15 protein-coding genes and 1 tRNA gene are annotated in these 21,854 nt (G+C 64.1%); 12 read left to right on the plus strand and 4 right to left on the minus strand.

What is annotated here, in order from left to right:
* The first annotated feature begins 135 nt into the window (after positions 1–135).
* The 3 genes from BXA07_RS10665 (at position 136) to BXA07_RS10675 (ending at position 2,498) form a co-directional block, all read left to right on the plus strand.
* Positions 136–1,056: a DMT family transporter gene (locus tag BXA07_RS10665; RefSeq protein ID WP_076567916.1), complete on the plus strand. Its 921-nt coding sequence runs from the start codon at positions 136–138 to the stop codon at positions 1,054–1,056.
* 29 nt (positions 1,057–1,085) lie between these two features.
* Positions 1,086–1,475, plus strand: a complete 390-nt coding sequence (locus BXA07_RS10670) for a methylglyoxal synthase (protein ID WP_034786684.1) — start codon at positions 1,086–1,088, stop codon at positions 1,473–1,475.
* 93 nt (positions 1,476–1,568) lie between these two features.
* Positions 1,569–2,498, plus strand: coding sequence for a quinone oxidoreductase family protein (locus BXA07_RS10675; RefSeq protein WP_244556249.1), 930 nt, complete (start codon positions 1,569–1,571; stop codon positions 2,496–2,498).
* A 171-nt stretch (positions 2,499–2,669) separates the two neighbouring features.
* Here the strand turns inward: BXA07_RS10675 and BXA07_RS10680 are convergent, their stop codons facing one another.
* Positions 2,670–3,299, minus strand: a complete 630-nt coding sequence (locus tag BXA07_RS10680; protein ID WP_076567918.1) for a DUF4136 domain-containing protein — start codon at positions 3,297–3,299, stop codon at positions 2,670–2,672.
* Between the two features lie 198 nt (positions 3,300–3,497).
* Between BXA07_RS10680 and pepN the strand changes: the two genes are divergently transcribed.
* The 3 genes from pepN to BXA07_RS10695 all read left to right on the plus strand — a co-directional run bounded on the left by pepN (position 3,498) and on the right by BXA07_RS10695 (position 7,379).
* Entirely contained in the window at positions 3,498–6,152 is a 2,655-nt protein-coding gene (pepN, locus tag BXA07_RS10685; RefSeq protein ID WP_076567919.1) for an aminopeptidase N, read from the plus strand.
* Positions 6,153–6,186: 34 nt separating this feature from the next.
* Complete coding sequence (locus BXA07_RS10690; protein ID WP_076567920.1) at positions 6,187–7,188, plus strand: class 1 fructose-bisphosphatase; 1,002 nt, start codon at positions 6,187–6,189, stop codon at positions 7,186–7,188.
* A 115-nt stretch (positions 7,189–7,303) separates the two neighbouring features.
* A tRNA-Thr gene (locus tag BXA07_RS10695) sits at positions 7,304–7,379 on the plus strand.
* Between the two features lie 100 nt (positions 7,380–7,479).
* Here BXA07_RS10695 and BXA07_RS10700 read toward each other — a convergent pair.
* Positions 7,480–8,880, minus strand: a complete 1,401-nt coding sequence (locus tag BXA07_RS10700) for an aminotransferase-like domain-containing protein (RefSeq protein ID WP_076567921.1) — start codon at positions 8,878–8,880, stop codon at positions 7,480–7,482.
* Between the two features lie 447 nt (positions 8,881–9,327).
* On the opposite strand from BXA07_RS10700, the gene BXA07_RS10705 reads away from it, so the two are divergent.
* The 6 genes from BXA07_RS10705 to BXA07_RS10730 all read left to right on the plus strand — a co-directional run bounded on the left by BXA07_RS10705 (position 9,328) and on the right by BXA07_RS10730 (position 17,625).
* A complete protein-coding gene (locus BXA07_RS10705; protein WP_076567922.1) occupies positions 9,328–9,681 on the plus strand; it encodes an ElaB/YgaM/YqjD family protein in 354 nt (117 codons plus the stop codon).
* A 240-nt stretch (positions 9,682–9,921) separates the two neighbouring features.
* On the plus strand, positions 9,922–12,333 hold the full coding sequence (locus BXA07_RS10710) for a catalase (protein ID WP_076567923.1): 2,412 nt from the start codon (positions 9,922–9,924) through the stop codon (positions 12,331–12,333).
* Positions 12,334–12,519: 186 nt separating this feature from the next.
* Entirely contained in the window at positions 12,520–14,214 is a 1,695-nt protein-coding gene (locus BXA07_RS10715) for an MFS transporter (protein ID WP_076567924.1), read from the plus strand.
* Entirely contained in the window at positions 14,201–15,385 is a 1,185-nt protein-coding gene (locus BXA07_RS10720) for an HlyD family secretion protein (RefSeq protein ID WP_076567925.1), read from the plus strand. The genes BXA07_RS10715 and BXA07_RS10720 overlap by 14 nt, the downstream gene beginning before the upstream one ends.
* A complete protein-coding gene (locus BXA07_RS10725) occupies positions 15,382–16,776 on the plus strand; it encodes an efflux transporter outer membrane subunit (RefSeq protein WP_076567926.1) in 1,395 nt (464 codons plus the stop codon). The genes BXA07_RS10720 and BXA07_RS10725 overlap by 4 nt, the downstream gene beginning before the upstream one ends.
* Positions 16,777–16,884: 108 nt before the next feature.
* Positions 16,885–17,625 carry a hypothetical protein gene (locus BXA07_RS10730; RefSeq protein WP_076567927.1) on the plus strand — a complete coding sequence of 247 codons (741 nt, stop codon included), beginning with the start codon at positions 16,885–16,887 and terminating at the stop codon, positions 17,623–17,625.
* Positions 17,626–17,643: 18 nt separating this feature from the next.
* Here BXA07_RS10730 and BXA07_RS10735 read toward each other — a convergent pair whose 3' ends face one another.
* Both BXA07_RS10735 and BXA07_RS10740 read right to left on the minus strand, forming a co-directional pair.
* Complete coding sequence (locus BXA07_RS10735) at positions 17,644–18,603, minus strand: hypothetical protein (protein WP_076567928.1); 960 nt, start codon at positions 18,601–18,603, stop codon at positions 17,644–17,646.
* A 131-nt stretch (positions 18,604–18,734) separates the two neighbouring features.
* The gene (locus BXA07_RS10740) at positions 18,735–21,851 is read right to left on the minus strand and encodes an efflux RND transporter permease subunit (RefSeq protein ID WP_076567929.1); all 3,117 of its coding nucleotides are present in this window, start codon (positions 21,849–21,851) and stop codon (positions 18,735–18,737) included.
* Positions 21,852–21,854: the final 3 nt, after the last annotated feature.

Consider the following 21,854-nt stretch of genomic DNA (forward strand, 5'->3'; position numbering starts at 1 on the left):
TGGCGGGGATGGGGGGCGGGTTACGTTGCGGTGGTGTCGGGTTACGCCCTTTGGGCTAACCCGACCTACGCCCGACCTACGCCCGACCTACGCCCGACCTACGCCGCCTTTGGCTTTTGCCATTACAATCTGGGCATGAGCTCCAGTTCCCCGCAAGCAACCCCTCCATCTATCCCCCGTCCCGTCTACCTCGGTGGCCTGGCCATCGCCGTGGGCGGAGCCGTGTTGTTTTCCACCAAGGCCATCGTCGCCAAGCTGCTGTACCGCTACCAGATCGATGCCGTCACCCTGATCGCTTTCAGGATGATCTTTTCGCTGCCCGTGTTCGCCGTCATCGCCTGGTGGAAGATGCGCACGGAGCCGCCGCTGTCGACCAGCGACCGCTGGCGGCTGGTCGGGCTGGGCCTGGTCGGCTATTACCTGTCCAGCTATCTGGATTTCCTGGGCCTGCAATACATTTCCGTGGGGCTGGAACGGCTGATTCTGTTCCTTACGCCGACTTTCGTGCTCCTGATTACCACCGTATACTTCAAGCAGACCATCAGCCGGTTGCAGTGGCTGGCCTTGCTGACCTCGTATTGCGGCATCGTGCTGGTGTTCGTGCACGACTTGCAGGGCGGCGCCAGCAATGTGGCGCTGGGGGCGACCCTTGTACTGGGCTCGGCCTGCTCGTATGCCGTGTATCTGCTGGGTTCGGGCGAATTGGTGAAACGCATCGGCTCGATGCGCCTGGTCAGCTACGCGATGTGCGTGGCCAGCTTTGCCTGCATCTTGCAATTTTTCATTTTGCGTCCCGTCGAATTGCTGATACAGCCCATGCCCGTGTATGGCTTGTCTTTGCTCAATGGCATTTTTTGCACGGTGATGCCCGTCTTCATGACGATGATCGCCGTCGAGCGCATCGGCGCGCCCGTCGCTTCACAGGCGGGCATGATCGGTCCCGTGTCGACCTTGTTCCTGGGCGCCTTGATCCTTGATGAACCGATCACCAACTGGCAACTGGCTGGCACCAGCCTGGTATTGGCCGGTATTTACTTGCTGTCGAAAAAGAAATAATTCCTCCACTCACTGAAATGGTCCCCACCATGAAAACACGCATCGCCCTGATTGCCCACGACAAGAAAAAAGATGACATGATTACCCTGGCGGGCGAATACCTGGATTTCCTCAAGGGCTGCGAACTGTCGGCCACGGGCACCACGGGCGGCCGCCTGATCAACGAGCTGGGCCTGGCGGTCGAGCGCAAGCATTCGGGCCCGTTCGGCGGTGACTTGCAGATCGGCTCGCTGCTGGTGGAAGGCTTGATCGATTGCGTGATCTTCCTGCGCGACCCGATGACGCCGCAGCCGCACGAGCCGGACATCAACGCCCTGGTGCGCGCCTGCGACGTGCATAACGTGGCGTGTGCGACGAATCTGTCGTCGGCGCACCTGGTGCTGTCGCAGCTGCAGGCGCGGGCCAGCGCGGCCGCCTGACGTTTTTCCCGATTCTTCTTCAAGGAGCATATTGTGAGCGCAACGATTACCACCAAAGCCATCCGCGTACAGCGCGTGGGCGGCCCGGAAGTGATGGAATACGTGGACGTGGAACTGCCGCCGCCCGGTCCCGGCGAGGCGCGCGTGAAACACGAGGCCATCGGCCTCAATTTCATCGACGTGTATTTCCGCACGGGCTTGTATCCGCAGCCGCTGCCCAATGGCCTCGGCGTAGAAGGCGCGGGCATCGTCGAGGCGGTGGGCGAGGGCGTCACGGAAGTGAAGGTCGGCGACCGGGTGGCGTATGCGGCGCGCATCAATGGCGCGTATGCGCAGCAGCGCAACCTGCCGGCAGCCCTGCTGCTGGTGCTGCCCGAGCGCATCGGTTTCGATACGGCGGCCGCCATGATGCTGCAAGGCTTGACGGTGCAATACCTGTTCCACCGCACGGTGGCGCTGAAGGCGGGCGATACCATCCTGTTCCACGCGGCCGCGGGCGGCGTGGGTTTGATCGCCTGTCAGTGGGCCAAGGTGCTGGGCGTGAACCTGATCGGCACGGCCGGTTCCGATGCAAAGGCGGCGCTGGCCAAGGCGCATGGCGCGGCCCACGTCATCAACTACAACACGGAAAACTTCGTCGAGCGCGTGCGCGAGATCACGGGCGGCAAGGGCGTCTCCGTGGTCTACGATTCCATCGGCAAGGATACCTTTACGGGCTCGCTCGACTGCCTCGCGCCGCTGGGCATGATGGTCAGCTTCGGCAACGCCTCCGGTCCCGTGCCTGCCTTTACGCTGAGCGAACTGGCCTCGCGCGGCTCGCTCTTCATCACGCGCCCGGCCCTGTTCAGCTATGCCTCGAACCGCGCCAACCTGGAAGAGATGGCCACTTCGCTGTTCGGCGTCGTCAGCAGCGGCGAAGTGCAGATCGAGATCAACCAGCGCTACAGCCTGGCCAATATCGCCCAGGCGCACACCGACCTGGAAGGGCGCAAGACGACCGGTTCGACCATCATCGTGCCATGAGCGGCCCACATGACGGCGCGCCGAAATTCGGCCGCCTGCTGATCGTGCTGTTGTTGGCCGTGGCCCTGATCGGTGCGCTCACCTTTGCCGCCGAGGCGTATTATTCTTAAATATGAAAAAACCCGGCTTGCGCATCGCTGCACAAGCCGGGTTTTTTGTATTGCGACGTCATTATTCTATTTTGACTTCGACTTTCCGGGGCACGCCGCTCTGGCCGGGGAAGTCGGCAAAGGCGCTCGCTACCATGGCCGGCATCACTTGCGACGTGGCGCGCTTGTTGCTGGTCGATTGCACGGTCACGTCGTAGAGTTTCTTGCCGCTGCGGTCATTGATCGTGACGCGCAATTCGCGTTCGTATTTGTGGCGCACGCTTTCCTCGACATCCATCGGGCCATACCAGTAGGGGTTGTAGCCGAAACGGCCATAGCCTGGCCATGCGCCGTAGCGATAGCCGTAGCGGCCAGGCCAGTAGCCAGGACCATACCAGAATGGATCGGTGGCTTGCAGCACGCGCTCAGGATAGTCGACGGTGGAAAAATTCATCGCCACGCGCAAATTGGCTGCCGCGGGGCCGGAAGCTTCGCCGAAGCCGTGCTTGGCCAGTTCCGCGCGCACCAGGTTCTGGTAGCTGCGGTATTCCAGCGTGTCATTTTCGGGATCTGGCGTTTCAAACGCATACGATTTGTCCTGCAATTGCGCAGGCCACTCATGGAAGACGGTCACATCGCTGCGTATGGTGGTGGCGCATCCGGTCAGCAACACGGTCAATGCGGCCATCATGATGGTGAGATATCGTTTCATTGCATGACCTCCTGATTAGTAGACGCAATTCATCGCTTAGTATTATAAGAATAGTTCTATTTGTTTCTATTCATTATTACAGAATGTTACCTGGTATGTCGGCGTGTAAGGGAATCCAACATTCCTGAGCTGAATCGCGACTATCGGGGGCTGGTGTTGGTAAAATAGGCTTTTGCCTCCGCTCCCACCCAAATCCCTATGCGCACAGACAGCCCTCAGACGATTTACCGCAAAGATTACACGCCGCCCAGCTTCCTGGTCGACAGCGTCGAACTTGGTTTCGATCTTGATCCCGCCCGCACAGTGGTGGCGAGCCGGATCCGCATGCGCCACAACCCGGCCAGTACCAGCCGCAGCATCGAATTGCACGGCGAACACATCGAACTGGTGATGGTGCGCCTGAATGGCAAGCAGCTGAAACCGTCGCAATACAAGCTGACGGCAGGCATGCTGACCATCCCCAAGGCGCCGGACGAGGTGCTGCTCGATATCGAGACCGTGCTGGCGCCGCAGGACAATACCTCGCTGTCCGGCCTGTACGTGTCGAACCATAATTTCTTCACGCAGTGCGAAGCGGAAGGCTTCCGCCGCATCACCTTCTTCCCGGACCGTCCCGACGTGATGGCCAAGTACACGGTCATGCTGCGCGCCGACAAGGAACGCTATCCGGTGCTGCTATCGAATGGCAACCTGATCGAAGAGGGCGACCTCGGTGATGGCCGTCATTACGCCAAGTGGGAAGACCCGTTCAAGAAGCCGTCCTACCTGTTCGCGCTGGTCGCCGCGCGCCTGGTGTGCCAGGAAGAGCGCTATACCTTGAAGTCGGGCCGCGAAGTGCTGCTGCAGGTGTGGGTGGAAGAGGGCAACCTCGATAAGACCGATTACGCCATGCAGTCGCTGAAAAACTCGATCCGCTGGGACGAGGAGCGCTTCGGCCTGGAGCTGGACCTGGATCGCTTCATGATCGTCGCCGTGGGCGACTTCAACATGGGCGCCATGGAAAACAAGGGTTTAAATATCTTCAACACCAAGTACGTGCTGGCCAATCCGCGCGTGGCGACCGACGTCGATTACGCGGGCATCGAAGCGGTGGTGGGCCACGAATACTTCCATAACTGGACGGGCAACCGCGTGACGTGCCGCGACTGGTTCCAGCTGTCGCTGAAGGAAGGCTTGACGGTATTCCGCGACCAGGAATTCTCGGCCGACATGATCGGCACGGACACGGGCCGCGCCGTCACGCGCATCGACCAGGTGCGTACCCTGCGCCAGGCGCAGTTCCCCGAGGACGCGGGCCCGATGGCCCATCCCGTGCGTCCCGACTCTTTCGTCGAGATCAATAACTTTTATACGGTCACCATCTACGAGAAGGGCGCCGAAGTGGTGCGCATGTACCAGACCCTCGTGGGCCGCGACGGTTTCCGCAAGGGCATGGACCTGTATTTCGAACGCCACGATGGCCAGGCCGTGCAGTGCGACGACTTCCGCGCCGCCATGGCGGACGCGAATGGCCGCGACTTCAGCCAGTTCGAACGCTGGTACAGCCAGGCCGGCACGCCCGTCATCACCGCTTCCACGTGCTACGACGCCGCTAGCCGGACGTTCGAGCTGACCCTGGCGCAAAGCTGCCCCGCCACGCCGGGCCAGCCGAAAAAACTGCCTTTCCATATTCCCGTCACCGTCGGCTTGCTGGCTGCCGGCGGCAGCGACCTGCCGTTGCACGTCGATGGCGTGGCGTCGAACGGCGCCACCAGCGTCGTGCTGGAATTGACGCAGGCGTCGCAGACTTTCCGCTTCACGAACGTGACGGAAGAACCCGTGCCATCGCTGCTGCGCGACTTTTCCGCGCCCGTGGTGCTGGAATACGATTACACCGATGAGCAGCTGCTGCACCTGTTCCGTCACGACAGCGATCCCGTGAACCGATGGGAAGCGGGCCAGCGCCTGGCCATGGAGCGCCTGCTGAAACTTACGGGTGCGGTGGCCGCCGGCGAGACCCTGGCGCTGGACGACACCTTCATCGCAGCGCAGCGCGCCCTGCTGGCCGACGACACGCTCGATCCTGCCTTCCGCGAGCTGGCCCTGATCCTGCCGTCGGAAACCATCATCGCCGAGCGCATGGCGCAGGTCGACCCGCAGGCGATCCATGCGGCGCGCCAGTTCATGCGCGCAACCATCGCTGCAGCCCTGAAGCCTGAATTGCTTGCGCAATACCATGCCAACCAGACGCCGGGCGAGTACAGCCCCGACGCCCTGTCGGCCGGCAAGCGAGCCTTGAAAAACCTGGCCCTGTCCTACCTGCTGATCGCCCCGGGCGCGCAGGAACTGGCGCTGGCGCAGCAGCAGTTCGACAATGCCGGCAACATGACGGACCGTGCCGCCGCGCTGGGCGCCTTGATCCATTCCGGTTCCGCGGAACATGCGCAGGCGGCGTTGGCCAGTTTTTATGGCGACTTCGAGCACGAAGCGCTGGTGGTCGACAAATGGTTCGCCATGCAGGCGGCCGCGCCAACGACCGACGTGCAAGCCGTGCGCCAGCTGATGACGCATCCGGCCTTCACCTTGAAAAACCCGAACCGCGCGCGCAGCCTGATCTTCAATTTCACCAACGGCAATCCATCGCAATTCCATGCGCAAGACGGCAGTGGCTACGCCTTCTGGGCCGAGCAGGTGATTGCGCTCGACGCCCTGAACCCGCAAGTGGCGGCCCGCCTGGCGCGCTCCATGGACCGCTGGCGCCGTTACGTGCCCGCGCTGCAGAGCCACATGCGCGATGCGCTGGAAAAAGTCGCCGGCCAGGCCAGTTTGTCGAACGACGTGATGGAAGTGGTCAGCAAGGCTTTAGCAAACTAGAACAGCAAATAATCACCAAAACAAAAGGGAATTCATGAAACGCATCAGTCTTACGCAATACCTGGTTGAAGAGCAGCGCTCGAACAACAGCATTCCGGCCGAACTGCGCCTGCTGATCGAAGTCGTCGCGCGCGCTTGTAAAACCATCAGCCACGCCGTCGGCAAGGGCGCCCTCGGTGAAGTGCTGGGCACGGCCGACACGGAAAACGTGCAGGGTGAAGTACAGAAAAAACTCGACATCATCTCCAACGAGATTTTGCTGGAAGCGAACGAATGGGGCGGCCACCTGGCGGCCATGGCGTCGGAAGAGATGGAATCGATCCATCCGATCCCGAACCGCTATCCGAAGGGCGAATACATGCTGCTGTTCGACCCGTTGGACGGCTCGTCGAACATCGACGTCAACGTCTCCATCGGCACCATCTTCTCGGTGCTGAAGGCGCCGGAGGGCATGGGCCAGCCGACGGAGCAGGACTTCATGCAGGCGGGCTGCAAGCAAGTGGCGGCCGGCTACGCCGTGTACGGCCCGCAAACCATGCTGGTGCTGACCTTCGGCAATGGCGTGAACTGCTTCACCCTGGACCGCGAGATGGGTTCGTGGGTCCTTACGCAAAGCAATATGCAGATTCCGCCGACGACCAAGGAATTTGCCATCAACATGTCGAACGCCCGCCACTGGCATCCGCCCGTGAAGCGCTATGTCGACGAACTGCTGGCCGGCGACACGGGCCCGCGCGGCACCAATTTCAACATGCGCTGGATCGCCTCGATGGTGGCCGACGTGCACCGCATCCTGAACCGCGGCGGCATCTTCATGTACCCGGCCGACCTGCGCGACACCTCGATGCCGGGCAAGCTGCGCCTGATGTACGAAGCGAACCCGATGGCCTTCATCGTCGAGCAAGCCGGTGGTGCCGCCACCGACGGCCAGCAGCGCATCATGGACATCGCCCCGCACAAGCTGCACCAGCGCGTGCCCGTCTTCCTCGGCTCGAAGGATGAAGTGGCCCGCGTGACGGCTTACCACGCGGAGTAAACCTCGCACTTTTCCACGATTTTCAGCGGCCTGCAGCCGGGCCGCTAAAAAAAATGAAAAAAGTTCGCGTTGACACTAGCAAATTTTGTGCATTGTTTGTAGAATGTGGGTCTTCGCCGTTGTAGCTCAGTTGGTAGAGCAGCACATTCGTAATGTGAAGGTCGCCAGTTCGATTCCGGCCAACGGCACCAAGTATTCGTTGTAGAAAAAAACCCACCGCTCAAACGGTGGGTTTTTTTTCGTCTGCAGCATTTTCACCCGCCAGTCGGTGCTGGCGAGTGGCACATCCGCCTAAATGACAAATTCCCGGTTGACGGCCGGCTTGTGCGCCAGCAGCAGTGATAATTTTTTTAATGCGTTCGCCAGGCGCGCGCGGTCGCGGATGCTGCCCAGCGAGATGCGGATGGCGTTCGGCGGGCGGTTGTCGTAGAAGGCGTCGGAGGCCGTCACGGCCACGCCCTGGGCGCGCGCCGTGGTGGCCAGTTCGCGCGAAGTCCAGTAGCTGGGCAGCGAGAACCATACGTGGATGCCGTCGCTGCGTGGGTGGCTCGTGCCGGTGAGGATGGTGCGGATGACGTCCTGGCGTGCGCCTGCCTCGCTGCGCACGCCGGCCAGCAGCTCGTGCGCCGAGCCGTCGTGTATCCATTGCGTCGCCAGCGCCGTCGTCAGGGGCGTGGCCATCAGGCTGAAGGAACGCAGGGCCTGCAGGAAGCGTTCGCGCCGTTGTACGTCGGGCACCAGCGCATAGGCCATGCGCAATCCAGGTGCCAGGCATTTCGACAGGGTGGCGATGTAGGACACGTGACCCGGCGCGTAATGGGCCAGCGGCGGCGGCGCGTCGCTGGCCAGCAGCCAGTAGGGATCGTCCTCGATGATATGCATGCCGCAGCGCTGGGCCGCGTCCGTGATGGCCAGGCGCCGCGCGGCCGGCATGGTGTGCGCCGTGGGGTTTTGCAGGGTCGGATTCAGGTAGATCAGGCGTGCATGGTGCTTGCGCCAGGCTTTTTCCAGCGCTTCGGGCAGCATGCCGTCCGCATCCGTTTCCACGACGATGAGCTTGCGGTTCAGCTGCCCCGCTGCCGAGCGCAAGCCCGGATACACGGCCTCCTCCGTCAAGATGGTGTCGCCGGGCCGGCTCAAGGTCAATATCAGCGCCGCCAGCGCCGCCTGTGCGCCAGGGCAGGCCACCACGTGCTGCGCATCGACATCGCCAAACATGGGTGCCAGCCAGACGGCGCCCGCCGCGCGGTCGGCCGTGCCACCACCGCCCAGGTGATAGCTCATCAACAAGTCGCTGTCCGTGCGCATCAGCACCTGCGCCACGCCCTGTTTCAGCAGGTCATTGAAATCGACGCCTACGGGGGGCGGCGGGATGTTCATGCTCAGGTCCAGCAATTGCGTCAATTCCACCTTCGGCGCGGCCACGTAGGTGCCGCGCGCGCCCTGTCCCTCCAGCAGGTTGCGGCGCTTGGCTTCGTCATACGCGCGGGTCACCGTCGTCAGGTCGACCCTGAGCAGCTCGGCCAGGCGGCGCTGCGGCAGCAGGCGGTCACCGGGACGCAGCCTGCCTTCTGATAGCGCGCGCTCGAGCATGTCGGCGATCTGCAGGTAGCGCGGGCCGCCGTGCTGCACGAACGGCGTGACCCACGCGCTGGCCTGGCCTTCCTCTTGTATGGATTTTGATTTCGTCATTTTGCTTTATGTATGGATATTGCTTCTCGTTATTATGGGAAAAATCCCGCTAAAAAGCCATACATTTATGTGCGAAACAGGCTTGATCCCGAGGTCAGGACGCTGCATAACGCATCGGTGTCAGCGCCACGATGCCTGTCTGTTGTCAGGCGTATTCTGTGCCGCAGCGACCTTGCGATAGCTCCGCTATCCCCGCTCGCCCGGCCACGCCGGTGCCAGCTGTTATTTCCCATTGAAATTTAAGTCTGTGCTTCAAGGTGTGGCAGCGCACGGTGGCGCACGGCGGGCGCGGTTAAGGTAGTGCTAACAGCTTGCTGCTGATCCAGAGTTTGATATGGCTCAGCCCGGCAGCGTTTAGCCGCTTCCTTTTTCCCGGAAGCGAGGAGAATCATGATTCGGTCACGGCATCGAGCATGGTTGATTTATTTACCTTTGAAGGAAACCATCATGAACGCGATTGAAAAAGCCAGCTCCGATTTGAACGGCAACACCCAGGATACCCGCCAGGACTTGCACCGCACCATCGACAAGGTGGCAGACCAGGCCCAGCCCTTGGTCGACAAGGTTGCCACGCGTGCCCATGAGGGCGTGGACCAGGTGGGCGAACGCATCGAGAAGGTCAGCGACAGCATGTCGAAAGCATCTGAGCGCCTGATGGCGCGCGGCAAACAATTGGGTGCCGCTTGCCAGCGTGCTGGCGAAACGGGACGTGACTATGTACGCGAGCGCCCGGCGGTGTCCCTGCTGATTGCTGCAGCGGCCGGTTATGGCCTGTCGAAACTGCTCGGTTCGCGTAAATAATCTTACGCAGTCAGGCAAGGTATTTGTTGTGGGCGCTGTTCCCTTCGCCGTCATGGCGGAGGAAACAGTGCGCACGCGCACAAGGTAGTAGCAGGCAGTAAAGGAGAGTGAAGATGCGCTCCATTTTGTTGTGGTTGATCGGTGTACCTATTCCCATCATTATTTTGATTGCCCTGTTCGTGCGCTGAATGAGGGAGGTGTAGCGTTACTTCCCGGGGCAGACTACTCACAGGAGACGTAATGGCTACCAACAAGAAAACGCCGTCCACGGACGGTGCGGGTTCCGTATTGAGCAGCATGTCCGGCCCATCCGAGAGCGATCCGCCGCATAGCCTGGGCAGCAACCATGCCGCGGCGCAGGCGCTGCTGAAGAAAGCGGCCGCCGGCCAGGCGCTGTCGGCCGCCATGCCAGACAATCCGCATGTCGCCAGCCAGTATGGCGAGGCGGCACGCACGCCGGCCGAAGGCGTGCACGTGGCGTCGGGCGAAGCGCTGGCCACAGCCAGCACCACGGGCGAAACGACGCCGTCGCCAAAGGTGGGCGACGGCCAGCCGGCCCTGGGCGAGAATGCGCGCAACGCCTCGCTTGACGGCGCCCGCGCAGACGACAGCGGCTGCGTGCTGACGACCAACCAGGGCGTGCCCGTGGGCGACAACCAGAACTCGCTGAAGGCGGGCTTGCGCGGCCCCACGCTGATGGAAGATTTCATCCTGCGTGAAAAGCTCACGCATTTCGACCATGAGCGCATCCCCGAGCGCGTCGTGCATGCGCGCGGGTCGGCCGCCCACGGCTATTTCGAATGCTACAAGGAGCAAAGCAAGCTGACGCGCGCCGCGCCGTTCGCCAAGGCGGGCAAGCGCACGCCCGTCTTCGTGCGCTTTTCCACCGTGGCCGGCGAGCGCGGCTCGACCGACACGGCGCGCGACGTGCGCGGCTTCGCCGTGAAATTCTATACGGACGAGGGCAACTGGGACCTGGTCGGCAATAATATTCCCGTCTTTTTCATCCAGGATGCGATGAAGTTCCCCGACCTGATCCACTCCGTCAAGCCCGAACCCAATAACGGCATCCCGCAGGCGGCCAGCGCGCACGACACGTTCTGGGACTTCGCCTCGCTGTCGCCGGAAATCACGCACATGCTGATGTGGGTCATGTCCGACCGCGCCATCCCGCGCAGCTTTCGCATGATGCAGGGCTTCGGCGTGCACACCTTCCGCCTCGTCAATGCCAAGGGCCAGTCCGTGTTCTGCAAATTCCACTGGTCGCCCATGGCCGGCACGCATTCGCTCGTCTGGGATGAAGCCGTCAAGATCAGCGGCGCCGATTCCGACTTTCACCGGCGCGACCTGTGGGAAGCCATCGAGTGCGGCGAGTATCCGGAATACGAACTGGCCTTCCAGGTCTTCACGGAAGCGCAGGCCGAAGCATTCCCCTTCGACGTGCTCGACCCCACCAAGCTGATTCCTGAAGAACTGGTGCCGCTGATCCCCGTCGGGAAAATGGTCTTGAACCGCAACCCCGATAACTTTTTTGCCGAGACGGAGCAGGTGGCCTTTTGCACGGCGCACATCGTGCCCGGCATCGATTTCTCCAACGATCCGCTGCTGCAGGGGCGCATTCACTCCTACGTGGACACGCAGATCACGCGCCTGGGCGGCGCCAATTTCCATGAAATCCCCATCAATTCGCCGCTGGCACCGCTGCATAACAACCAGCGCGATGGCATCCACCGTCAGGCCATCAACCGGGGCCGGGTAGCGTATGAGCCCAATTCGCTGGCCGGTGGCTGTCCGTTCCAGGCAGGCGCGAAGGGTTTCAACAGTTTTCCCGCGCCCGCCGAAGGCGACAAGGTGCGCGGCAAGCCCGAGAAATTCGCCGAGCACTTTGGCCAGGCGCGGCTGTTCTGGATCAGCCAGACGGCCGTCGAGCAAGACCATATCGTGCACGCGTTCCGCTTTGAACTGAGCAAGGTGCAGACGGTGGCTATCCGCAAGCGCATCGTCGCCATGCTGCGCAATGTCGATGAAACGCTGGCCCAGCGCCTGGCCGACGCGCTGGGCCTGGCCCTGCCGCCCGTCATGCCGCCCGTGTCGATGCTGCCGATCCCCACGTATCCGCCGTCGCCGGCGCTGTCGCTCTTTTTCCGCACTGGCAAGACGGGCATCCATACCCTGCGCGTGGCCATCCTCGTCGGGCCGGGCAGCGATGGCGCGCAGGTGCGCAACATCTATGCATCCTTGCTGGCCGACGGCGCCGTGCCGCGCCTGGTGGGCAGCCACCTGGGGAAGGTCGACACGAGCGGCGGCGCACCGCTGGCCGTGGAAATCTCGCTCGAAACGGGACCTTCCGTGCTGTTCGACGCCGTCGTGGTGCCTGACGGCCAGGGCGCCGTGCAGCAACTCGACAGCGACGCCAACGCGCTCGACTTCCTGCGCCTGCAATATCGCCACTGCAAGCCGATACTGGCCATCGGCGCCGGCAAGGGCTTGCTGGACAAGGCTGGCGTGCCGACGACCCTTCCCGACGGCAAACCCGATCCCGCCGTCATCGTGGCGCCGTCCGCCGATGTCGTGAAAGCCGTGGTGGCCTTCAAGAAGCTGCTGGCCGCCCACCGCTCGTTCGCGCGCGAGACGGACCCGCCGCGCGTGTGATGCACGTTCGAGCGTTAGCGGGGCAGGACCGGCTTGCCCCGCTAACGTAACGGTGTACAACTATGTAAACAATGAAAACGTCCTGCGGTGATATGCTGCTGACTAGAACTGTTCATTTGCAACTGTTTGCTTGATAGCAAGGCAGGAGCAAAGAGCGGCTTCAGCAAACCGGATCGTGATTACCGCATGGACAAGTACACACCACGCACCTGGGGGCCGGGCGAACGCCCGAACCTGCCCGGGTCGCCATCGACGCCCGAACACTCGACGCCCAAGCGTGTCGCGTATTTCATCGTCGGCCTCATCGTCGCACTGACGGGGGGGCTCGGTAACGGCCTGGTGACGGCCAACCTGCTGAACCTGCAAGGCTCGCTGGGCGCCTATGCGTATCAGATGCAGTGGCTGCCGGCCGCCTACGTGATGACCATCGTGTCCATGAATTTGCTGCTGGTGAAGTTCCGCCAGCAGTTCGGCCTGCGCCTGTTTACCGAATTTTTCCTCGTGCTGTATGCGCTCGTAACCTTTGCCCACCTGTATGCGAACACCTTGCCGTCGGCGATCGCCGTGCGGGCCGCGCACGGCATGGTGGGCGGCGCGCTGGGCGTGCTGGGGCTGTACTACACCTTGCAGGCGTTTCCCGCGCGGCACCGCCTGAAAGGCGTGGTGCTGGGGTTGGGCTTTGCCCAGTTGGCGCTGCCCCTGGCGCGCATCTTCACGTCCGAGCTGCTGCAGATCGGCGAATGGCACGGCTTGTACCTGTTCGAACTGGGACTTGCCCTGCTGGCGCTGGGCTGCGTGCTGGCGCTCAAATTGCCGCCCGGCGACCGCATGCAAACCTTCGAGCCGCTCGATTTCCTCACCTTTATTTTGTTCGCGCCCGGCATGGCCATGCTGTGCGCCGTGCTGGCGCAGGGGCGCACGGCATGGTGGATGGAATCGGAGTGGGTGGGCGTGTGCCTGGCGGCTTCCATCGTGCTCATCGCCGCCTCGCTGGCCATCGAGCATAACCGCGCGCGGCCCTTGCTCAACACGCGCTGGCTCACCACGGGCAAGATCGCCAAGCTGTTTTTATCCGTGCTGCTGTTTCGCATCGTGCTATCCGAATCGACGGGCGCCGTGGGATTTCTGCAGGCGCTGGGCCTGAACACGGACCAGATGCAGAACCTGTTCGTCGTCGTGCTGCTGGGCAGCGTCGCGGGCCTGGTGGTCAGCGCGCTGACAATCAATCCGGCCACGATCCACCGCTCGCTGATGTTCGCGCTGCTGCTGATCGCTGCCGGTGCCCTGATCGACGCGCACGCCACCAGCCAGACGCGCCCCGTCAACATGTACCTGAGCCAGTTCCTGCTGGCCTTCGGCGGCACGTATTTTCTGGGGCCCACGATGGTGTCCGGCATGGGCGCCGTGATCGCCGAACCGCGCAACCTGGTGAGTTTTTCCGTGATGTTTACCATGACGCAGAACCTGGGCGGCTTGCTCGGGTCGGCCATCGTCGGCACCATCCAGACGGCGCGCGAAAAGTACCACTCCAGCCACCTGGTCGAGCACCTGACGATGCTCGACCCGCAGGTGGCCGCGCGCGTGCAGTCCGGTGCCGCAAGCTATGGCGGGGTGCTGATGGACCCGGCCCTGCGCAGCGCCCAGGGCGTGGCACGCCTGGGTGCCGTCGCCACGCGCGAAGCCAATGTGCTGGCCTATAACGATGTCTTTTTGATGATTGCCGGCGTCGCCATCACCACCTTGCTGTGGATGCTGGTCAGCCAGTCCTGGACCCGCATTACCACGGGCGCCCGGCGCCTGGTCGGCCCCGTGCGCGATGCGCAGACGGCCATGGCCATCGTCCCCATTACCAATTCGGAACCGAGCAATGACAGAAAATAAGAATCCACCGCCAGCAGCTGCAACGCCTCCAGTCGCATCGGCGCCAGCGCCCGCCACTTCATCCGCGGCGCAGCCGGACCGGCGCCACCAGTGGCTGTCCGCGCTGGCCTTTGCGGCCGTGGCCCTGGTGGGCGTGCTGATCGTGCTGTATGCGTGGCGTTTGCCGCCGTTCACCAGTCCCATCGTGACGACGGAAAACGCCACCGTACGCGGGCAGGTGACCATCATCGGCACGCAGCTGTCGGGCTATGTGGTGGAAGTGACGGTGCAGGACTTCATGGATGTGAAGGAAGGCCAGCTGCTGGTGCGCATCGACGACCGCATCTACCAGCAGCGCTACGAGCAGGCGCAGGCGCAGCTGGCCGCGCAGCAGGCGGCGCTGTCGAACTGGGCGCAGCAGAAGGCCAGCGCGCAGGCCGGCATCTCCGTCAGCGAGGCAGCGCTGGCCAATGCGGAAGCGCAGGCGCGCAAGGCCAGCGCGGACTTGAGCCGGGTGGAGCAGCTGGTGGCCGACGGCTCGCTGTCGCAGCGCGAACACGACCAGTCGCGCGCCACGCAGGCGCAGATGGCGGCCGCGCTGGCGCAGGCCCGCGCCAATCTCGACATCGCCCAGCAGAGCGTGCATTCCGTGGTGGTCAACAAGCAGGCTTTGGAAGCGGCCGTGGCGAACGCGCAGGCGGCCGTCAAGGCGGCGAAGATCGACCTCGATAACACGCGCATCGTGGCACCCTCCGACGGCCAGCTGGGCCAGGTGGCAGTGCGCCAGGGCGCGTATGTGAACTCGGGCGCGCAGTTGATGGCGCTGGTGCCGCGTCAGATGTGGGTGATCGCCAATTTCAAGGAAACGCAGATGAACGGCGTGCAGGAAGGGCAAAGCGCCACTTTCCATGTCGACGCGCTCGACGGCGCCGTGCTGACGGGCCAGGTGGAGCGCATCTCGCCGGCCACGGGCTCCGAGTTTTCCGTTCTGCCGGCCGATAATGCGACGGGTAACTACCTCAAAATTGCCCAGCGCATTCCCGTGCGCATCCGCATCGATCCGGGCCAGGCGAATGCGCGCCGCCTTGTGCCCGGCATGTCGGTGGTGGTCAGCGTGGACACGTCGGCCGTGCTGAACGACTCGGCGGACAATCCCGCGCCCCCGCCTGCGCCGAAGAAGGTCAAGCCATGAAGCGCCGTCACCTGCTGATGGCCGCCACGCTGGCGCTGGCAGGCTGCGCCGCCAACGCGCCGCCGCAGCCTGCATCGGCACTGCAGCTGCCGTCCGCCTGGCGCGCGCAAGCCATCGGCGCACCCGCGGCGACGGGTGCCCAGGTCGAGCAGCTGTGGTGGCAAGCCTTCGGCGACCCGGTCTTGAGCGACCTGGTGGGTGAGGCGCTGGCGCGCAATGGCGACTTGCGCGTGGCGCGCGCCCGGGTGCAGGAATACCGCGCGCGCCTGGCGCAGGCCGACGCGAACCGCGCGCCCAATCTGGCCTTCGACGGTTCGCCCACGCGCACGCGCACCCTGGCGTCCAGCGGCCAACCATATGTGACGAATGTCTTCCAGGCGGAACTGCAGGCCAGCTATGAAATCGACGTGTGGGGCCGGCTGGCCAGTCTGAGCGATGCAGCCGGCGAGAGCTACCGCGCCGAGCAGGCCAGCCTTGACGCGGCGGCCCTGTCGATCGCCGCCAGCGTGGCGACCAGTTACCTGAACCTGCGCGGCCTTGATGCCCAACTGGAGCTGATCCAGTCGACCCTGCAGCTGCGCGAACAGTCGCGCGAGCTGGCGCGCAAGCAGTTCGAGGTGGGCTACAGCTCGCGCCTGGAATGGCTGCAGGCGCAATCGGAATACCATGCTGCTGCCGAGCAGGTGCCGCAGCTGCAGCGGCAGATCTTCGAACAGGAAAATGCGCTGGCCGTGCTCGTTGGCGGCAATCCCGGCCCCGTCGCGCGCGGCTTGCCGCTGGCCGAGCTGGCGGCGCCTGGGGTGCCGGCCGGTTTGCCGTCCGAACTGCTGCGCCGGCGGCCCGATATCGCGCGCGCGGAGCATAACCTGGCGGCCGCCAACGCCAGCCTGGCCGCCACGCGCGACCAGCTGCTGCCCTCGTTCAAGCTGACGGCCGTCGGCGGCGGGCAGGCCACGACGCTCACCGATTTCCTGCATGCGCCGACCGCGCTGTGGCGCCTGACGGCGCTGGCGGCCGGCCCCCTGTTCGACGGCGGCCGCGTGCAGGCGCAGACGGATGCGGCCGGCGCGCAGCGCGACCAGCTCGTGTATGCGTATGAAAACGTGGTGCGCAACGCCTTCGCCGAAACGGAAAACAGCCTGGGCGCCCTTTACCGCCTGCAGCAGCAGGCCGTGGAAAACGACGCGCGCCGCGCGGCGGCGGCGGACACCCTGCGCATCGCGCACAACCGCTACCGCAATGGCTACGCCTCGTACCTGGAGGAACTCGACGCCCAGCGCACCCTGTACAGCGCCGACGTGGGACTGCTGCAGTTGAAGACGCGCATCCTCGTGGCCGCGGTCGACTTGTACCGCGCCATGGGCGGCGGCTGGTCGGCCAGGGGCCAGTAGCCCGTACATGCGCGGCGTGGAGGTTCGCCTCGGCCGGTGTAATATCTCGCAGGGGAAAGCGGCGGCATGGTGCCAGCTGCTCCCTTCACGAACGGACGAGGTCGCGGCATGACGATTTTTGGCATAGGCATTCACATCCTGATCGCGGTATTTTTTGCGATCCACGTGGTGCGCAACGGGCAGCAACTGTACTGGCTGCTCATTTTATTCATGTTCCCGCTGCTGGGCAGCGTCGTGTATTTCTTCGCCATCTACCTGCCCAATTCGCGCTTGCCGCAAGGCGCGCGCAAGGTCGCTTCGGTGGCCGTGCAGGTGCTCGATCCGAACCGCGAATTGCGCGAGGCGAAGGCCGCCTTCGAGTACACGCCGACGGCGCAAAACCAGATGCGCCTGGCCAGCGCGCAGCTGGAGGCGGGCGATGCGCAGGAAGCGGCAGCGACGTACGAAGCCTGCCTGCGGGGCGCGTTTTCATCGGACCTGGAAATTCGCCTGGGCGCGGCGCGTGCCTATCTGGAATGTGCGCGCGGCGCCGAAGCGCTGACGCACCTGGAATTCATCCGCCGCATGGATATCCATTTTCGTCCCGAGATGGTGTCCCTGCTGACGGCGCGCGCGCTGGCGCAGAGCGGGCGACAGCAAGAAGCGAAAGCGGAATTCGACGATGCGCTGACGCGCTACAACAGCTTCGAGTGCCGCGCCGAGTGCGCGATCTGGGCGCTGCAGCAAGGCGACAAGGTGCTGTCGGAACGCCTGCTGCTCGATATCGACAGCGCCATGGCCCGCTGGAGCAGCCATACGCGGGCCATGTATGCGCCGCTGCTGGCGCGCCTGGAGGCGGCGCGCCGTTGATGGCTTGCCGGTGCCGGCCTACACGCCAGGCACTGGATTCTTCCCTTCAAGCAGTTTATATCCCTTGCCATCGAAGCCATAGCGCGCGTGGCCGTTCAGGGGCGTGGCGATGCGCGGCGGGTCTTCGTCCGGCTTGACCGTGACGCCTGGCTTGATCTTTTCCGACGCGCCCTTGAAGTCGATCAGCAAGTCATCGTAGGCGCCGCCATTGCGCGCTGGCGCGAAGCGCCAGTTTCCCTTGACCATCCAGCACTCTTCCGTTTCAGGCCCGCAGGCGCCCGAATTGTCCGAATACAGGTCGATGCCGCCATCGATCGCGGTCACCTTGCCATCGCCGATTTCAAACAGGGCCAGCTGGGTGATGGTGTAGCCCTGGCCCGTATAGCCATGGCGGATCGCCAGTCCCGGCTTGTTCGCGCCCAGCATGACCCAGTGCACTTCGCCGAGCTGCCCTGATGAGCCGAGTGTGGCGATGTTTTCCAGGCGTTTCACGACTTGCCACTGGCCGTCTTTCGGCGTGCCCTTGGGTGCCAGGAAAAAGACATTCAGCAGCCCCGGCGAGGCATGCGCCGATTCGGCCGTGCCTTCCGTGTTGGCCGTTTCCGCATTCGCCACCAGGATGGCGCTGCCATCGGGCAGCAGCTTGTGGCTGACGGCGCTGACGACATAACTGAGCTTGTCGACGTGGTTGTCCGGATCGGACAGGTCGGCCAGCGCATCGTCGCTGTCGCTGCGGTAGGCCTTGCCGAAGACGGCGCGCATCATGCCTGCTTCGCGTTCGCGCGCCTGCGGCGTGTTCATTTCGTCGGTCTTGGGGGCTGTGGCGGATGGCGGCGGTGCCATGTCGGCCGGCGCCGGTTCGACGGCTGCTGCAGGCGCGTCGGCGGCTTCCTGTGCCTTGGCGGGCGCGTTTTTTTCCGAGCAGGCGCCCAGCAGGGAGCAGATCAACAGCAGGGCCAGCGGAGTGGGGTAATTCATAGGCAGGGCAGATTGCGTTCATGGAGAATGGGCGCAGTATGCCAGATAGATGAAAGCGGGGGAGCGCGGCCTGGCGGCTGGTCCCTCGCTTCCTTGCCCGCAGGGGGCGTTTTTGCAATCAGCCTTGGCGCTTATTTTTCCAGCGCCACCCTGTCATCGCGCCGCGCGGGCGCCTTCTGGCGGCGCAGTTTCGCCATGCCGCGCTTGAGCAGGTGCTCCAGGTCGTCGATATAAGTGAACACGGCCGGCACCACCAGCAGGCTCAATAAGGTCGAGGTGATCAGGCCGCCGATGACGGTGATGGCCATCGGCGAACGGAAGCTGGGGTCGGCGCCCCAGCCCAGCGCCAGCGGCATCATGCCGGCGCCCATGGCAATCGTCGTCATCAGGATGGGCCGGCTGCGCTTGTGGCAGGCGTCGACCAGCGCGTCGAAGCGGTTCATGCCCGCCTGGCGCGCCAGGATCGCATAGTCGACCAGCAGGATGGAGTTCTTCGTGACGATCCCCATCAGCATGATCAGGCCGATCATCGACGGCATCGACAGCGCGCTGCCCGTGATCAGGAGCGCCACGAAGGCGCCGCCGATCGACAGCGGCAGCGCCGCCAGGATAGTCACCGGCTGCATGAAGTCCTTGAACAGCAGCACCAGCACGCAGTAGATGCACAGCACGCCGATCAGCATGGCCAGGCCGAAGCTGGCGAACAGCGAGGCCATCTCCTGCGCGTCGCCCAGTTCGGCGATCTTCACGGACGGCGGCAAATTCTTCATCGACGGCAGCGCGCGCGCTTCTTCATTCAGTTCGCCGAGCGTGCGCGAACCGAGTTCCACGTCGAGGGTGACGTTGCGGCTGCGGTTCAACCGGTCGATCTGTGCCGGGCCGCTTTCCATCGTCACCGTGGCCACGTTCGCCAGGCGCACGGAGCCATTCTTGCCGGGCACGGTCAGGCGCTCGATGGCGGCCAGGTCGGCGCGCACGCTGTCGGGCAGCTTGACGCGGATCGGCACCTGCCGTTCGGGCAGGTTCATTTTCGTCAGGTCCGTGTCGTAGTCGCCGGCCGTGGCCACGCGCACGGTCTCGCCGATGGCTGCCGCCGTCACGCCCAGGTCCGCCGCCTTGGCGAAATCGGGGCGCACGATGATTTCCGGACGTACCAGCGAGGCGCTGGAATTGACGTTGCCGATGCCTTTCAGGCCGCGCAGTTCACGCTCGACCTTTTGCGCCGCCGTCGTCAAAGCCACCGGGTCTTCCGAGCGCAGCACCAGTTGCATCTTGACGCCCGTGTCGGGTGGTCCCACCGTGAAGCGGGCACCCGGGATCGCATCGAGCTTGTGGCGCAGCTGCGTTTCCAGGTCCGCCATCGATTCCTTGCGCTCCGTGCGGTGCACGGTGGTCAGGGTCAGCACGGCGCGGCGCGCCTCGGCCGCCGCGCCTGGGGCGAAGGCGTCGCCGCTGGAGCCCCCGCCGATCGAACTGAAGACGCCCTGGATACCCGGCGTGCGCATGGCAGCATCGCGCGCCATGGCTGCCACGGCCTGCGTTTCTGCCAGGGTGGAGCCGGGCGGCAGTTCCAGATTGATCTGCGTCTGTGCGCGGTCGGCGGCCGGCACGAAACCGGTCGGCAGCAGCGGCACGAGCAGGATGGAACCGACAAAGAACAGGCCTGCGGCGATGGCCGTGACGCCGCGGTGCTTCAGGCACCAGCGCATCACGCGCAGGTAGCGCGCCATCAGCCAGCTGTCCTGCTCTTCCTTGTGCGGCAGCGGCTTCAGGATGTACGCTGCCATCATCGGCGTGAGCAGTCGCGCCACCACCAGCGAGGCCAGCACGGCCAGCACGGCCGTCCAGCCGAACTGCTTGAAGAACAGGCCGGGAATGCCGCTCATGAAGGCCGTCGGCAGGAACACGGCCACCAGCGCGAAGGTGGTGGCGATCACCGCCATGCCGATTTCATCGGCCGCTTCCATGGCCGCTTCCATGGGCGACTTGCCCATGCGCAGATGGCGCTCGATGTTTTCGATTTCCACGATGGCGTCGTCGACCAGCACGCCGACGACCAGGGCCAGCGACAGCAGGGTGACGGTGTTGAGCGTGTAGCCGAACCAGTAGATGCCGAGGAAAGCCGGCATCACGGACAGGGGCAGGGCGGCCGCTGCCACCAGGGTGGCGCGCCAGTCGCGCAGGAACCACCACACCACCAGCACGGCCAGCAGAGCGCCCTCGTACAGCAGCTCCATGGAGCCTTCGAAGTTTTCCTCGACGGGGAAGGCATTGTCGATCGACTGCTGCAGCACCACGCTGGGGTTTTCCTTCTGCAGGTCGGCGATGGCGGCGCGCGCGCCCTTGGCGACGGCCACCTCGCTGGCGCCCTTGGTGCGGAACACCTCGAAGGCGACCACGGTCTTGCCGTCCTGCTCGGCCAGCGCGCGCGGTTCGGCGATGGTGTCGCGCACGGTGGCGACCTGCTCCAGGCGCACGTGGCGTCCGTCCGGCAGGGGAATGTCGATTTTCGCCAGTTCATCGGCCGTCTTGACCGTGGCGATGGTGCGCACCGACTGTTCGGCGCCACTGACGTCGCCCCGGCCGCCCGGCGCTTCGCGCTGCACCAGGCGCAGCTGGCGCGACACGTCGAGTGCCGACACCTTCAGCGCCGCCATGCGCGCCTCGTCGAGTTCCACCTGGATTTCGCGGTAGACGCCGCCCACGCGGGTGACGGCGCCCACGCCGGGCACGGTCAAGAGGCGCTTGGCCACCGTATTGTCGACGTACCAGGACAGGTCGGGCGCGTCGAGCGGATTATCGACACCGGGTTTCGCCGTGGCGATAAAGGTCAGCACCACGCGCCCAGCCGTGGACGCCTTGGTGACGGTGGGGTCGCGCAGTTCGGCCGGCATGTCCGCCTTGACCCTTGCGACGGCGTCGCGCACGTCGTTGACGGCTTCGGCGATCTGCTTTTCCAGGATGAATTCGACGGTCACCGTGACGACGCCATCGAGCACCTTGGTGTAGATGTTTTTCACGCCTTGCAGGGTGGCGACGGAGTCTTCGATCTTGCGCGCCACTTCCGTTTCCAGCTGGGCCGGCGCTGCACCGGGCAGCACCGCGCTGACGGTGACGATGGGCAGTTCGATGTCGGGAAAATCCTGCACCGGATTGGCCTTGTAGGCCAGCAGGCCGGCCAGGGTCAAGAGCGCGAACAGCATGATGGCCGGGATCGGGTTCTTGATCGAGAGGGAGGAAAAATTCATGGC

Origin of the sequence: Janthinobacterium sp. TND4EL3 (assembly GCF_900156175.1) — a bacterium.
GTDB lineage: Bacteria > Pseudomonadota > Gammaproteobacteria > Burkholderiales > Burkholderiaceae_D > Janthinobacterium.

Coding starts and splice junctions, on each gene's coding strand:
- BXA07_RS10680 (WP_076567918.1), bottom strand. CDS start 3,299: ATGAAACGATATCTCACCATCATGATGGCCGCATTGACCGTGTTGCTG.
- pepN (WP_076567919.1), top strand. CDS start 3,498: ATGCGCACAGACAGCCCTCAGACGATTTACCGCAAAGATTACACGCCG.
- BXA07_RS10730 (WP_076567927.1), top strand. CDS start 16,885: ATGACGATTTTTGGCATAGGCATTCACATCCTGATCGCGGTATTTTTT.
- BXA07_RS10665 (WP_076567916.1), top strand. CDS start 136: ATGAGCTCCAGTTCCCCGCAAGCAACCCCTCCATCTATCCCCCGTCCC.
- BXA07_RS10720 (WP_076567925.1), top strand. CDS start 14,201: ATGACAGAAAATAAGAATCCACCGCCAGCAGCTGCAACGCCTCCAGTC.
- BXA07_RS10725 (WP_076567926.1), top strand. CDS start 15,382: ATGAAGCGCCGTCACCTGCTGATGGCCGCCACGCTGGCGCTGGCAGGC.
- BXA07_RS10715 (WP_076567924.1), top strand. CDS start 12,520: ATGGACAAGTACACACCACGCACCTGGGGGCCGGGCGAACGCCCGAAC.
- BXA07_RS10735 (WP_076567928.1), bottom strand. CDS start 18,603: ATGAATTACCCCACTCCGCTGGCCCTGCTGTTGATCTGCTCCCTGCTG.
- BXA07_RS10700 (WP_076567921.1), bottom strand. CDS start 8,880: ATGACGAAATCAAAATCCATACAAGAGGAAGGCCAGGCCAGCGCGTGG.
- BXA07_RS10705 (WP_076567922.1), top strand. CDS start 9,328: ATGAACGCGATTGAAAAAGCCAGCTCCGATTTGAACGGCAACACCCAG.
- BXA07_RS10690 (WP_076567920.1), top strand. CDS start 6,187: ATGAAACGCATCAGTCTTACGCAATACCTGGTTGAAGAGCAGCGCTCG.
- BXA07_RS10675 (WP_244556249.1), top strand. CDS start 1,569: ATGGAATACGTGGACGTGGAACTGCCGCCGCCCGGTCCCGGCGAGGCG.
- BXA07_RS10710 (WP_076567923.1), top strand. CDS start 9,922: ATGGCTACCAACAAGAAAACGCCGTCCACGGACGGTGCGGGTTCCGTA.
- BXA07_RS10740 (WP_076567929.1), bottom strand. CDS start 21,851: ATGAATTTTTCCTCCCTCTCGATCAAGAACCCGATCCCGGCCATCATG.
- BXA07_RS10670 (WP_034786684.1), top strand. CDS start 1,086: ATGAAAACACGCATCGCCCTGATTGCCCACGACAAGAAAAAAGATGAC.